This window comes from Catellatospora tritici, assembly GCF_019083965.1.
GTDB classification, from domain to species: domain Bacteria; phylum Actinomycetota; class Actinomycetes; order Mycobacteriales; family Micromonosporaceae; genus Catellatospora; species Catellatospora tritici.
Genome location: NZ_JAHRCY010000012.1, coordinates 89,748 through 102,759, shown reverse-complemented (window position 1 = coordinate 102,759; position 13,012 = coordinate 89,748). Strand labels below are relative to the sequence as shown.

The 13,012-nt window shown below is 72.9% G+C and carries 12 protein-coding genes; 7 read left to right on the top strand and 5 right to left on the bottom strand.

From position 1 onward, the window contains the following. Positions 1 to 147 precede the first annotated feature (147 nt). On the bottom strand, positions 148 to 1,320 hold the full coding sequence (locus KUA19_RS25910; RefSeq protein WP_217399930.1) for a peptidoglycan DD-metalloendopeptidase family protein: 1,173 nt from the start codon (positions 1,318 to 1,320) through the stop codon (positions 148 to 150). Positions 1,321 to 1,571: 251 nt separating this feature from the next. Here KUA19_RS25910 and KUA19_RS25905 point away from each other — a divergent pair, with 251 nt between their 5' ends. From KUA19_RS25905 to KUA19_RS25885, 5 genes are all read left to right on the top strand, one after another. Then, positions 1,572 to 2,261, top strand: a complete 690-nt coding sequence (locus KUA19_RS25905) for a response regulator transcription factor (protein ID WP_217399928.1) — start codon at positions 1,572 to 1,574, stop codon at positions 2,259 to 2,261. Then, on the top strand, positions 2,258 to 3,658 hold the full coding sequence (locus KUA19_RS25900; RefSeq protein ID WP_217399926.1) for a sensor histidine kinase: 1,401 nt from the start codon (positions 2,258 to 2,260) through the stop codon (positions 3,656 to 3,658). The genes KUA19_RS25905 and KUA19_RS25900 overlap by 4 nt, the downstream gene beginning before the upstream one ends. Positions 3,659 to 3,681: 23 nt before the next feature. Beyond that, positions 3,682 to 4,116, top strand: a complete 435-nt coding sequence (locus tag KUA19_RS25895; RefSeq protein ID WP_217399924.1) for a hypothetical protein — start codon at positions 3,682 to 3,684, stop codon at positions 4,114 to 4,116. 124 nt (positions 4,117 to 4,240) lie between these two features. Further along, entirely contained in the window at positions 4,241 to 5,413 is a 1,173-nt protein-coding gene (locus tag KUA19_RS25890) for an MFS transporter (protein ID WP_217399922.1), read from the top strand. A gap of 63 nt (positions 5,414 to 5,476) precedes the next feature. Then, entirely contained in the window at positions 5,477 to 5,920 is a 444-nt protein-coding gene (locus KUA19_RS25885; RefSeq protein WP_217399921.1) for a VOC family protein, read from the top strand. A gap of 176 nt (positions 5,921 to 6,096) precedes the next feature. Here the strand turns inward: KUA19_RS25885 and KUA19_RS25880 are convergent, their stop codons facing one another. From KUA19_RS25880 to KUA19_RS25870, 3 genes are all read right to left on the bottom strand, one after another. Further along, positions 6,097 to 7,083 (bottom strand): NAD(P)-dependent alcohol dehydrogenase, encoded by a 987-nt coding sequence (locus KUA19_RS25880; RefSeq protein ID WP_217399919.1) that lies wholly within the window; start codon positions 7,081 to 7,083, stop codon positions 6,097 to 6,099. A 108-nt stretch (positions 7,084 to 7,191) separates the two neighbouring features. After that, positions 7,192 to 7,887, bottom strand: a complete 696-nt coding sequence (locus tag KUA19_RS25875; protein ID WP_217399917.1) for a TetR/AcrR family transcriptional regulator C-terminal domain-containing protein — start codon at positions 7,885 to 7,887, stop codon at positions 7,192 to 7,194. A 62-nt stretch (positions 7,888 to 7,949) separates the two neighbouring features. Continuing rightward, positions 7,950 to 8,336: a hypothetical protein gene (locus KUA19_RS25870; protein ID WP_217399915.1), complete on the bottom strand. Its 387-nt coding sequence runs from the start codon at positions 8,334 to 8,336 to the stop codon at positions 7,950 to 7,952. A 150-nt stretch (positions 8,337 to 8,486) separates the two neighbouring features. Between KUA19_RS25870 and KUA19_RS25865 the strand changes: the two genes are divergently transcribed. Beyond that, positions 8,487 to 11,060, top strand: coding sequence for a cellulase family glycosylhydrolase (locus KUA19_RS25865; protein WP_217399905.1), 2,574 nt, complete (start codon positions 8,487 to 8,489; stop codon positions 11,058 to 11,060). A 19-nt stretch (positions 11,061 to 11,079) separates the two neighbouring features. Here the strand turns inward: KUA19_RS25865 and KUA19_RS25860 are convergent, their stop codons facing one another. After that, positions 11,080 to 11,625: a TetR/AcrR family transcriptional regulator gene (locus tag KUA19_RS25860; RefSeq protein WP_217399903.1), complete on the bottom strand. Its 546-nt coding sequence runs from the start codon at positions 11,623 to 11,625 to the stop codon at positions 11,080 to 11,082. A 98-nt stretch (positions 11,626 to 11,723) separates the two neighbouring features. Between KUA19_RS25860 and KUA19_RS25855 the strand changes: the two genes are divergently transcribed. After that, the gene (locus KUA19_RS25855; RefSeq protein WP_217399901.1) at positions 11,724 to 12,950 is read left to right on the top strand and encodes an MFS transporter; all 1,227 of its coding nucleotides are present in this window, start codon (positions 11,724 to 11,726) and stop codon (positions 12,948 to 12,950) included. The last annotated feature ends 62 nt before the right edge of the window (positions 12,951 to 13,012 follow it).

Below are 13,012 nucleotides of genomic sequence, written 5' to 3'. Positions count from 1 at the left end.
GAGCAATTCGCGCGTATCGGAAATCGAGGCCGGTGAACATGGGCACGCCTACCGCGCAGGAGTAACACCCCGCCCGTACCGGACACAGACGCCGATACGCCCCAGATCCTCGGGAAGCCGAAAGGTCTGGGGCGCGGGTGGTGCCGGTCAGCACCAGCCGTTGATCGGGCCGGACATGCCGGTCCAGGCGAAGGCGTCGCTGATCCAGGTGCCGTCGGACATCCTGTTCCACAGTGCGGTGGTGCCCCAGCGGCCGGTGTGCGAGGTGCCGTTGGCCGAGCACGCCACGGTGAAGGTGGCGCCGTCGGCGATCGACCCGACCACGGCGTAGCCGGTGCCCGGCCCGGATCGGCGGTTGACGGTGCCGCCGCCGAACGTGTCGACGATGCCCTGGTTCAGGGCGAGGGCGCCGTAGTTGTAGAGGGCACCCCCTGCGTTGACCTGGGTGCTGCCGTGCAGCGCGTACCCGGCGTAGGCCGAGCCGCCCTGGCTGAGCACCCACTTGCCGTAGTTGTGCCCGGAGACCGCGACGTACGCGGAGTTCTGGCGCAGGGCGAAGTGGACGTGGGCGCCGTTGGCCGAGCCGCCGCAGGAGACGTCGGTGCCGGTGTTGCCCAGGAAAGTGCCCTCGGACACCGCCAGTCCGTTGGCGGCGATGTTGTTGAACAGGTGGTAGTAGTCGGTCGCGTAGCCGCGGTCGTGGATCACGCGGATCCAGCCTTTGCCGTTGCCGCACATCGTGTACGCGGTGCCGGCCCGTGCCGCGAGCACCCGGCCGTCACCGCCGGACAGGTCGATCGAGCTGTACGGGGTGTCGCTCCCGGCCCAGCCGTGCGGGCCGCCCGCCATGTACCAGGACTGGCCCACCGCGAACGGCAGGCGCATGCCGGTGCGGTAGTCGCCGCCCGCGAAGGCCGGTGCGTTGCCGCCCAACTGGCCGAACAGGCGCTTCTCCGTGGTGTCGGCCAGCGGCGTCTGCTGGCTGAGCCGCGCGAACGCCGGTTCGCCCTCGAACGCGACCTGCCAGGTCCCGGCGTCACGGCGGGCGAGGAACAGCCAGCCGAGCGGATGGGCGTCCTCGGTGTGCGACGCGGTGAGCACGGCCGAGCCGAACGCCCAGCCGGACGCGCTCTGGCGCAGCACGTTGACCTGGGCGGTCGGGGCGAGGCCGCGCTGGTCGGCGGCTTTCGCGTAGGTCTGCAGCCTGGCCGTCACAGTGCTGCCGAGGTCGGCGGGACCGGCATGGGCGGCGGGCGGTGCCATGGCGGTGAGGCAGGCGGCCAGCAGGCCGCCGATGCTCAGGCGGAGGGTTCGGGTCATGGGGGCCTCCTTCGCGCCGGGCGCTGGGGTGTGGCGCACCCGGCCTGGCGGTCGGCGGTCGCCGACACATTCGAGCCATAATCTTAAAAACATAGATTTAACGATGCAACGCGTACGGGGGCGGGCGTACCGGGGCAGGTCGTGGCGGGCCGGGTGGCCGGGCTGCGTACCATGGCGCCGCAGTTCTTAGGTTTCGCTTCGCGTCCTCTTATCCGCGGCGGCGAGGATGTGGCTGGCCCGAGGAGGACGGCGTGCGGATCTTGGTGGTCGACGACGACGCGGCGGTCCGCGACTCGCTCGCGCGCAGCCTGCGGTTCGAGGGCTACGCGGTGGACACCGCCGCCGACGGCATCGAGGCGCTGGCCGCGATCGCCGACGCCGAACCCGACGCCGTCGTCCTGGACGTGATGATGCCCGGCGTCGACGGCGTCCAGGTGTGCCAGACGCTGCGCGAACGCGGCATCGTGGTGCCCGTGCTGATGCTCACCGCCCGCGACAGCGTCGGCGACCGGGTGGCCGGACTCGACGCGGGTGCCGACGACTACCTGGTCAAACCCTTCGCCTTGCAGGAACTGCTGGCCCGGCTGCGCGCCCTGCTGCGCCGTGCGGTGCTCAGCGCCGCGGGCGTCGCCGAGGAGGTGCTGCGCTTCGCGGGCATCGCGATGAACCCGGTCACCCGCGAGGTGACCTTCGCCGGGCAGCCGCTGCGGCTCACCCGTACGGAGTTCAGCATCCTGGAGGTGTTCCTGCGCCACCCGCGCCAGGTGCTCACCCGCACCGCCCTGTTCGAGCAGGTCTGGGGCTACGACTTCGGCGAGGGCTCCAACAGCCTGCACGTCTACCTCGGCTACCTGCGCCGCAAGTTGGAGGCCGACGGGCAGGCCCGGCTGCTGCACACCGTACGCGGGGTCGGCTACGTGCTGCGGGAGACGCCGCTGTGAACCTCACGACCCGTCTGGGCACCATCGCGGCCGGGGCGGTCGCGGTGGCGGTCGTCGGCGTCAGCGCGCTGGCGTTCGTGCTGGTCCGCGAGGAGCTGTACCGGCAGCTCGACGCCCAACTGGCCAGCGACGCCCGGACCGTGGCCACTGAGCCGGAGCGCTGGATCGTCCAACTGCCCGGCCCCGTGCCGGTGCCGTCGAGGCAGCGACACGGCTTCGACGAGAGCGACCTCGGGCCCCGCTGGCAGGTACTCAGCCCTGACGGGCGGCCGTACGCCCCGGCGCTGCCGGTCACCGACGGCGCGCTCGCCGTGGCGACCGGCCGGGCCGGACGCCGTATCGAGATCATCCACGTCGACGGCGCGCAGCTTCGGATGATGACGGTGCCGGTGTCCGGTGGCGGCGCCGTCCAGATGGCCCAGCCGCTCGAACCCGTGCAGCACACCCTGGCCCGGCTCGCGGCGCTGCTGGCGGTCGGCTGCCTCGGCGGGGTGGCGCTGGCGGCGCTGCTCGGACGCAGTGTGGCCCGCGCCGGGCTGGCCCCGATCCACCAGCTGACCGGCGCCGTGGAGCGGGTCACCGAGACCGGCGACCTGCTCACCGCGATCCCGGTACACGGGCAGGACGAGGTGGCGCGGCTGTCGCGGGCGTTCAACCGGATGCTCGGCGCGTTGACCGAGTCGCGGGCGGCGCAGCGGGCGCTGGTCGAGGACGCCGGACACGAGCTGCGTACGCCGCTGACGAGTCTGCGTACCAACATCGAGCTGCTGGCCCGCGCCGAGCAGGAACCGTCCTCTGGCCGGGTGCTGCCACCGCAGGACCGCGCCCGGCTCATGCAGGACCTGCAGACCCAGGTGGTGGAGCTGACCCAGCTCACCAACGAGCTGGTGGACCTGGCGCGGGAGGAGACCAGCGCCGAGCTGGCTGAGTCGGTCGACCTGGCCGACGTGGTCGCCGCCGCCGTCGATCGCTGCCGCGTGCGGGCGAGCGTGCCGATCGACGTCGACGTGGTCTCGGCCGGGTTGGTCGGCCGTCCGGCCGCGCTGGAGCGGATGGTGCTCAACCTGCTGGACAACGCCGCGAAGTGGAGCCCGCCCGGCGGCCGGGTGCGGGTGCGGCTGCGCGCGGACGGGGAGCTGATCGAGCTGACCGTCGCCGACGACGGGCCGGGGATCGACGAGGCGGACCGACCTCGGGTGTTCGAGCGGTTCTACCGGGCTCCGGCCGCACGGTCGATGCCGGGATCAGGGCTGGGCCTGGCGATCGTGGCGCAGACGGTGGCGCAGCACGGCGGCGCCGTCACCGCCGAGGGGGCGCCGGAGGGCGGGGCGCTGCTGCGCGTGCTGCTGCCGTCGAACTCATCGCATTTTCTTATCCAAGAGGGTGGCGCGTTTTAGCTCGCCGCGCGACCGTGTGCTGCATGACGACAGAGCCTGACAAGGCAGCAGACGAAGACCCCACCGTGGTCGCGGCGCCCGCACCGCCCGCGCCGCCGCCCGCCGCCGAGCCCGTCCGTCCGGCGGCGTCGCGGCGCCCGTCGGGTCGGGTCGTGCTGGCGCTGGCGGGGGCGTTCCTGGCCGGAGCGGTCTGCACCGCGTGCGTCGGGGCGGCCGTGGTCGCGGTGGCCCACCACGGCGACGATCGGGGCGACTTCCGGCGGCACGACCGGGGCGACCACTTCCGACGTGACGGCGACGAGCGAGGGCCGCGGCGGGTGTATCCGGTGCCGCAGGGCGGGCCGGGCCGCCCGGTTCCGCCCGGCGTGGAGGTCTGGCCCGTGCCGGGCGGGGACGGCCTGCCGGTGCTGCCGGATCCGAACGGTCCGACCCAGCTTCCGGTGCCCGCCAAGTCCTGACGGGAGGGTCACCCGCGCACCATGCGAGCGCTGGAAGCTGCTGCCCCCGGGCGGTCGCTTCCGGCGCTCGCGCCGGTGGGAACGCGTTTGCGCGCGTGCCGCGCGGTGCTGAAGGATGCCGCGCGTGATCCGCAAGTCGTCGTGGCCCTGGCCATCGTTGCTGCTGCTGAGTCTGGCCGTCTTCGTGTCGGTGACCACGGAACTGGTCCCGACCGGGCTGCTGCTGGGGATGAGTCGGGACCTGGGGGTGTCCCCGTCCCGGCTCGGACTGCTGGTCACCGGCTACGCGGCGATGGTGGCGCTGTTCGCCGCCCCGCTGGGCACCCTCACCGCGCGGATGCCGCGCAAGCGACTGCTGGTGGCGGCGCTGGCGGCGTACACGGCCAGCAATGCGATCATGCTGGTGGCCCCCAACTACCCGGTCGCGTTCGCGGCGCGGCTGCTCGGCGGGGTCACCCACGGGCTGTTCTGGGCGGTCGTCGGCGGGTTCGCCGCGCGCCTGGTGCGCCCGGACCAGGTCGGCCGGGCGGTCACCGTGGTCTCCTCCGGTGGCAGCATGGCGGTGCTGATCGGGGTGCCCGCGGGCACCAGCCTCGGCACCGCGCTGGGCTGGCGTGTCGCGTTCGCGCTGCTGACGGCGGTCGCGGTGGGGCTCACCCTGCTGGCGTGGTGGCTGCTGCCGCAGGTGCCGGGCAGCAGTGCCGAGGTCCGTACGCCGATGCGGGAGGTGCTGCGGGTGGCCAGCTTCCCGCCGATCGTGGCGATGACCGCGGTGACCATGCTCGGGGCGTACCTGATGATCACCTACACGGCCCCGCTGCTGCACCACGCCGGGCTGCGCGAGACCCAGATCGCGCCGGTCCTGTTCGCCAATGGGCTGGCGGGAACGCTGATGCTGCCGATCGCCGGTTGGGTCGCCGACCGACGCCTGCGCGCCGGAGTCGTCGTCGCGGGCGGGCTGCTGGCGACGGCGCTGGTGCTGCTGTGGTGGCAGGGCAGTGCCGGCTGGGCGGCGGTGACGGCGGTGATCCTGTTCGGGTTCGGGATGGGCCTGCTGCCGATCTTCATGCAGGCCGCGACCTTGACGGTGGCGCCGCAGCACACCGAGCAGGCGTCGGGGATCAACGCCAGCGCGTACAACGTCGGGGTTGCCGGTGGCGCCCTGGTCGGTGCGTTCACGCTGGACACGTGGGGTCTGGGCGGGATCCCGCCGCTGGGCGTGGCCCTGGTCGCGGTCGGGATGGCCCTGTATGTGCTGGGCACGAGGCCGACGGCGGCCGGTCGCGTCACGGCCTGAGCGTGAGCGGGCCGCGCCCGACTGGTCCGGAAACTGTCGGGCCCTTGGGGCAGGATCTCGCCCATGGGGTTTCAGCTCACCATCGACTGTGCCGACCCTGCGCGCCTGGTTGGCTTCTGGGCAGCCGCGCTGGGTTATCGCGCGCAGGATCCGCCCGAGGGGCACGCCACCTGGCGGGATTTCTACTTGAGTGTGGGTGTGCCGGCCGAGGAGCTCGGCGACGGCGACTGCGCCGACCGGCTCGTCGATCCAGCCGGTGGCGGGCCCGCCATCTGGTTCCAGATCGTGCCTGAGCAGAAGACACTCAAGAACCGGCTGCATCTCGACGTGCTGGTCGGTGGTGGTCGCTCGGTTCCGGTGGCGATCCGCCGCCAACGGGTCGACGCCAAGGTGGAGCAGTTGGTGCGGCTCGGCGCCACCGTGCTGTACCGACATGACGGCGACACGGTCGACCACTACGCGGCGACGCTGGCGGACCCGGAGGGCAACGAGTTCTGCGTCGTGTGACCGGCGCTTCGGGAACCGGCCGTGCGCACGGTCCGCCATGACCAGCGCCGCTGGGGACGTCGCGCGAGTGACGGGCGTGCCCGCGCGGACGATCGAACGGTTCACGGCGGCCTTCTAGGGCTTCAACCTGGGTAGAGCGCTTATTCGACGGTCACACTTCTACCTGGGCAGAGCGCTCATTCGACGGTCACCACGACCTTGCCCGGCGCGTGCCCCTGCTCGACGAAGCGCACGGCGTCGGGCAGTTCGGCGAACGGGTAGCGGCGGGCGACGACCGGGGTGACCTTGCCGCTGTCGATCAGCGCGGTGAGCTCGGCCAGGTTGCGGGCGCTGTCGGCGCCGATGCCGACGTCGGTCACGGCCACCGGCTGCCTGGACAGCTTGCCCATGGCGGTGGCGGCGATCAGGTGGTCGACCGGCCGGACCCAGCGCCCGGCGTCGCCGCCGACCACGACGTAGGCGCCCCCGGGCCGCAGTACCCGGCGGGCCGCCCACACCGACGGGCTGCCCGCTATGTCGATCAGAGCGTCGAAGCCCCGGGCGGAGCGGGTGAAGCTCTGCGTCGTGTAGTCGATGACCTGGGCGGCCCCGATGGACCGGACCAGCTCGACGTTGCGTCCACTGCAGACGCCGGTGACCTCGGCTCCGAAGGCGCGGGCAAGTTGTACCGCGAACGTGCCGACGCCGCCGGAGGCCCCGTTGACGAGGATCCGCTGCCCGGCCTCGGTCTTGGCGTTGTCGCGCAACGCCACCAGCGCCGTCACCGCGGCCATCGGCACCGTGGCCGCCTGCTCGAAGGTCAGGAGCTGCGGTTTGGTGGCGAGCTGGGTCTCGGCCACGCGGACGTACTCGGCGAAGGCTCCGTGGGAGACGAGGGTGTAGACCGCGTCGCCGGGGCGGAAGCGGGTGACGCCGGGTCCGACCGCCGCGACCTCGCCCGCCACGTCGCAGCCGATGATCGGACGGGTGGGGCGGCGCCCGAGCCCATTGCCCATGTATCGCGCGATGACGGGCTCGCCGCGCATGTGGTGCCAGTCGTACGGGTTGATCGAGGTCGCCCGGACCCGGACCAGCACTTCGCCCTGGCCGGGCACCGGCGCCTCGACCTCGCTGAGCTGCAGGTTCTCCGGCGGCCCGAAGGAGCCGAGCAGATATGCCTTCATCGAAAACTCCTGACCTTACGTAGTAAGTCTTACGCCGTAAGGTAGCCTTACGCCGTAAGGGAGTCAAGGCGGGTGATGGATCGCCGACAGACGCGGAGTGGAGCGCGGTCAGCGCAGGCGGTCGAGGCCGTCCAGGATGATGTCCAGCCCGAACTCGAACTCGGTCTGGTCGTCGCACCAGCCGACCGTCGAGTCGGGATCGTCGTGCACGACCTCCGCCAGCATGCCGATGAGGTTGGGCAGCCGGGGGGCCATGGCGACCGCGACCGGGTCCGGCTCACCCGTGGTCGGGCCGTCGCCGGGGGTGAACAGCTCCTGGGTGAAGCCCAACGCCCGGCTGCCCAGTGCGTGCATCGCGTGGTGGGCCAGGTCGTTGGAGAAACCGCCGTCGCGCATGATGCCGATCAGGCCGTCGAAGTAGAGCAGCACCTCGGGGCTGGTGGCCTTGCGCGTGTCGAACACCGCGGGCGCCCACGGGTGGCGCAGCATCGCCTGCCGGGCGGTGAGGATGCGCTCGCGCGCCGCGGCCTTCCAGGCCGCACCGGTCGTCGGCAGACGCAGGTGCCCGACAGCCTCGTTGATCTCCGCGGTGACCGCGTCGACGACGCCGTCGAGAATCTGCTCCTTGTTGGCCACGTGGTGGTAGAGCGACATCGCCTCGGCACCGAGCTCCTCGGCGAGCCGACGCATCGTCACGGTCGCGATGCCGCCCTCGTCGGCGAGCCTGACCGCGGTACGCAGCACCAGTTCCCGGCTCAGCGGTGTCCGCGACTCGGCGCGCCTGCCACGGGTAGCCAACGACATCAGACCCTTCACTCGCAGGTCATCGTACAAGGCAGGCGGGCGGGGGGCGGTGTGCCGGGCGCTCAGGCGGCCGGGGGCTCCTTCGGCTCGGGCTTGCGCAGCAGGTAGCCCAGGCCGTTCTTGACCGAGTCGACCGCGACCGCACCGGCCACGCCGAGCACCAGCCAGCGGCCCAGCACGCTGGAGGTGACCGCGTTCCACAGTGCCAGGCCCGGCTGGGCGAGCAGGTCGGTGAGCCAGGCGAACAGGCGGCTGACCGCGTCGTCGCCGTAGAAGTCGCCCAGTCGCGCGGTCAGCGTCTCGGGCGACAGCCGCGCCCCGGCGTCCCACCAGGACGCGATGTCGTCAGCGGACCCGGTGCGTCCGAAGCCGAACGCCACCGCCAGCGACACCAGCATCGCCAGGGCGACCGTGCGCAGCGTGGCCCGGGTAGGCGGGGTCATCGTCACGGCGACGAGTATGGCGGGTGCGGTCCAGGCCGCGATAGGGGAGTCGGGCGGCCGACCGTTCGGCGACCGGCGGTGACGCAACGGTTATTGATCACTCAGCCGATCGAGTACTGGCCGTACCCGATGCGGCGACTACGCTTCACGATCACTATGACCCCTCTCGCCTCAGCGCCCCCGACCCCGCGGCGCTCGTTCCTGCACCGTCCCGAGTTCCGCGCCGGCGTGGCGGCCATGACGGTCGTCCTGGCCGTCGTCGCGGCGGGCGCCGCCCTGGATCCGTCCGGCCTGCTCGCGACCGTCGGCGGACGCGGACTGCCGCTGGTGGGCACCGGTGGCGTGTACCAGTGGGCCCCGCTGCTGGTCGGCCTGCCGATCCTGCTCGCCGGTACGGGCGTGCCGGTGGCCGTGCTCGCCGGTCGGGCCGGGGCCACGGCGCGGTGGGTCTTCGCCGCGGCCTGGGCGGCCGTGGTGGGCGCCGCCGCGACGGCCGCCGCCGCGACCGGGCTCGCCGCTGCCTTCCCTCTGCTCGGGTCGCATCTGTCCGCCGAGTCGGCACTGCGGTTCGCGCTGGCCACCAGCGGCTTCGCGGCCATGAAGTTCCTGCTGGTCGGCCCGCTGGTCGCCGGAGCGGCCGCGCTGGCGTTCCGGATCGGGCCACGGCGCGCGGCCGATCCCGACAGCGACCAGCCCGCCGGGGCGACCGGTGGCGCCATGACGGTCGTCCTCGCCGTGGTGGGCATCGTCGCGGCCGAGTTCGGCGCGCGGTGGTGGCGCGGCGGCCCGGTCGGCTACGCGTTCACAGGGCCGCTCATCGCGCCCACCGTGGCCGCCGGGGTGCTCGGCTTCCTCGCGGGCACCGCCCTGTTCCTGGGTGCGCTCTGGGTCACGCTGCGAGCCCTGCACCGGCGGCTGGCCGCGTCGGCACCGGTGGCCGTGGCGGCCTCCGTATGGCTGGCCGCGGTCGCGGCCGGACTCGTGCTCGGCGTGGTCGACGCTCTGGTCGCCGCCCTGCTGACCGACGCGCCGCCGCAGGCCGGTCCGGACGACTGGTGGATCAGCACCACGCTGCTCAGCGTCGCGACCGGACTCGGCTTCGGGGTCACGGTCGGACTGCTCGGGGCACCGTTCGCGGGTCTGGTGTGGCGACTGCGGCACAGGTGGACCGAACCTAGCCGCACGCCGCGTGCGTGGCAGGTGGCCACGCTGGCGATGCTGCTGATCGCGATCGTGCTGATCACCGGCACGACTCCCGCGCCTGGACCCGCCTCCGCCGAGCGGGCAACCCCCGCTGGCGGTCTGGAGCGGCTGCGGCTGCTGCCGGGCCGGGATGGGACCGGTCTGCCCGTCATCGGCGACGTCACCGGGCGGCAGGTGGTGCTGCGCGGGGTCAACGTGAACCAGCTGATCGACTACTACCTGCGCGATCCGGGCAAGCCCGCCACGCAGCCGCTGACCGACGACGACTTCGCGCAGATGGCCGCGATGGGCTTCAGCGTGGTGCGGCTGGGCATGTCCTGGTCGCGGCTGGAGCCGCAGCGGGGTGTGTTCGACGAGGCGTACCTGCGGCAGATCACCGCGGCGGTGGCCTCGGCCAAGGCGCACGGCATGTACACCGTGCTCGACATGCACTCCGACGCCTGGGGCAACGCGCTGGCCAAGCCGTCGCAGCGGTGCGACGGCGGCACCTCGCCCACCACGGGCTGGGACGGCGCCCCCGCCTGGGCCACGATCACCGACGGCACGCTGCACTGCCAGTTCATGGCCCGCGACCTGGCCCCCGCGGCGGCCACGGCGTACGCCAACTTCTACACCGACCGGGACGGCATCCAGTCCGAGCTGGTGCGCACCTGGGCGTGGGTGGCCAGGGCGTTCGCGAACGAACCGGCCGTGGCCGGGTTCGACCTGTTCAACGAGCCGGGCATCGGGGCGCTGCCGCCGACCACCTCGGGGCTGCTGCTGGGGCGGTACTACGACGCGGCCATCACGGCGATCCGGCAGGCCGAGCGCGCCGGTGGGGGATACCCCCACCTGGTCTTCTTCGAGCCGAGCGTGCTCTGGTCGGGGCTGGCCTTCGACGTCACGCCGCCGCCCGGCTTCACCGACGACCGCGAGCTGGTCTTCGCGCCGCACCCGTACAGCGAGTCGATCACGATGGATCAGAGTCTGGGGCTGACCATCGCGTCGATCGAGCGGAACCTGACGGTCTCCGCGCGCGCCGCCGAGTCCTACGGTGCCGCGCTGTGGACCGGTGAGTGGGGCTGGTTCGGCGATCCGGCCGTGGACGGCGCGAAGGTGCGGCGGTTCGCGGCGGCGCAGGACCGGCTGGGCATCGGCGGTGCGTTCTGGGTGTGGCGGCAGGGCTGCGGCTCGCCGGAGACCGGCGACGACGCCGTGACCTCGGGCAACCTGGTCAGGGTCGACTGCGCGACCGGCGCCTCGATCGCCCCTCCGGCCGGGTTCGCCCAGCCGCTGTCCCGGGCGTACCCGAAGATCTTCCCCGGGCACGTCGACGGGTGGGAATCCAGCGGGGACGGGCGAGGGCTGGCCCTCGTCGCGGTCGCCGACCCGGACGCGGACTGCCACCTGGAGGTGTGGGTGCCCGGCGACGCGGCGCCGACCATCTTCGTCGACGGGGTGGAGGAGCCGGCGACGGTGCGGGTGCCCGGCGGCTGGCGGCTCACCGGCTGCGCGCAGGGCCGCTACTCGGTCACCGTCACGCCCTGACCCCGCGTCGACCGCCTGTTCAGTGCTGCCTGAACAGGCGGTCGACCAGGTTCGGGGCCAGCTCGTCGACGAGGGTCGCGGGCTGGAACAGGACCCGGTAGACGATCGGGGCGATCACGACGTCGAGCACCTCGTCGACGGTGATCGACATCGGGGCACGCTCGATCAGTACGGTGGCCTCCGCCCGGCGGTGGCGCAGGCAGTCCGACTCGTCGGTGCCCGCCGCGGCGGCGCCCCCGCGCAGCAGCGCCGCGGCGCCCGGGTCACGGAAGTGGACCACGATCTCGCGCGCCCACTGGGTCAGGTCGGTGCGCAGGTCACCGGTGTCGGGTAGCGGCCGGTCCGGGGACAGGCGGCGGGTGGCCAGATCGTTGATCATGGTGGGTGCGTCGCCCCAGCGTCGGTAGATGCTGGTCGGGTTGACTCCCGCCCGCTCGGCCACCATCGGGATGGTCACCCGCTCGCTGCCGCGCTCGCGTACCAGCTCCTCGACCGCCTCGCGGACGGCGTTCAGCACGGCGGCGCTGCGGCCCCCGGTCCGACGGTGCGGCGATGTGACGGTCATAACGCCTACCTTAACGCAGAAATATTTGCTTTAAATTCCGTGCTGTGGCCCTCGTCCCCGCAATAAAGCAAAGATCTTTGCCTTAGGAGCCGAGCCTCATGGTCACCCTGACCCAGCAGTACGCGCCGCGGCACGGCACCCCTCGCCGGACCCTTACCCCGGAGGTCGCCTTCACCGGCGCCGCCCTGGCCTTCGCCTCGCTCTACCTGGCCGCCGGGGCACCCAGCCCGCTGCTGGTGCTGTTCCAGCGCCAGTGGGGCTTCCCGCCGCTGATGCTCGCCGTCGCCTTCGCCGCGTACGCCTTCGCGCTGCTCGCCGCGCTGCTGGTGGCGGGCTCGCTGTCGGACTACGTTGGGCGCCGCCCGGTGCTGGTGGGCGCGCTGGTCGTCGAGTTCGCCGCGATGCTGATGTTCGCGTACGCGCCGAACCTCGGCTGGGTCATCGCCGCCCGGGTCGTGCAGGGCCTGGCCACCGGTGCGGCCAGCAGCGCCTTCACCGCGGCGCTGCTCGAACTGGCCCCCGACCGGCACAAGCGGCTCGGCGCGATCATCGGCAGCGCGGCTCCGGCGGGCGGCCTCGGCCTGGGCGCCCTGCTGACCGGGGTGGCGGTCCAGTTCACCCACTCGGCGAGCCTCATCGTGTTCGGCGTGCTGTCGGCGGTCATGGCCCTGGGCGTGGTCGTGCTGTACCGCTCCGCCGAGACGACCAGCCGTCGGCCCGGTGCGCTCGGGTCGCTGGTGCCCCGCGTCAGCGTGCCGCACCCCGCCCGGCGGGAGTTCTTCGCCGCGATTCCGGTGCACCTGCCCGCCTGGATGGTGGCCGCCCTGTTCCTGGGCCTCGGGCCGAGCATCGTCCGGGGCGTCTTCCATCTCGACAGCGGCCTGTTCAACGGCTTCACCGCCTTCCTTCCTCCGGGCGCGGCCGCGCTGGCGGGCATCCTGACGGGCCGCCAGTCTGCCCGCTGGTCGGTGGTGCTGGGCACCGGCGCATTGCTGGTCGGCACAGTGATCGTCGCCGTCGGGGTGGCTGTGGGCCAACTGCCCGTCTTCTGGCTCGGGGGTCTGGTCGGCGGCCTGGGATTCGGCGCGTCCTTCAGCGGCGCGCTGCGGCTGGTCGGGCCGCTGGCGCAGCCGCACCAGCGGGGCGGACTGTTCGCGGCGGTCCTGCTGGTGGCGTACCTGTCCCTCGGTATCCCGGCCCTGATCGCCGGTCAGCTGGTCACCCACATCGGACTGTCGGTCACCGTGATCGGGTACAGCGCCGCCGCGGTGCTGGCCGCCATCGCCGGTCTGACCACCCAGCTACGCCTGCACCGCCTGGCCTGACGCACCGCGCGACCACGGGCGCCGCACGGGCCCGCCGTCCTCGGCGTGCCGGATCGGTGACC

Excerpts from the sequence above, each read along its gene's own strand:
- KUA19_RS25910 (WP_217399930.1), bottom strand. The coding sequence starts at position 1,320 with ATGACCCGAACCCTCCGCCTGAGCATCGGCGGCCTGCTGGCCGCCTGC.
- KUA19_RS25895 (WP_217399924.1), top strand. The coding sequence starts at position 3,682 with ATGACGACAGAGCCTGACAAGGCAGCAGACGAAGACCCCACCGTGGTC.
- KUA19_RS25885 (WP_217399921.1), top strand. The coding sequence starts at position 5,477 with ATGGGGTTTCAGCTCACCATCGACTGTGCCGACCCTGCGCGCCTGGTT.
- KUA19_RS25880 (WP_217399919.1), bottom strand. The coding sequence starts at position 7,083 with ATGAAGGCATATCTGCTCGGCTCCTTCGGGCCGCCGGAGAACCTGCAG.
- KUA19_RS25875 (WP_217399917.1), bottom strand. The coding sequence starts at position 7,887 with ATGTCGTTGGCTACCCGTGGCAGGCGCGCCGAGTCGCGGACACCGCTG.
- KUA19_RS25865 (WP_217399905.1), top strand. The coding sequence starts at position 8,487 with ATGACCCCTCTCGCCTCAGCGCCCCCGACCCCGCGGCGCTCGTTCCTG.
- KUA19_RS25860 (WP_217399903.1), bottom strand. The coding sequence starts at position 11,625 with ATGACCGTCACATCGCCGCACCGTCGGACCGGGGGCCGCAGCGCCGCC.
- KUA19_RS25855 (WP_217399901.1), top strand. The coding sequence starts at position 11,724 with ATGGTCACCCTGACCCAGCAGTACGCGCCGCGGCACGGCACCCCTCGC.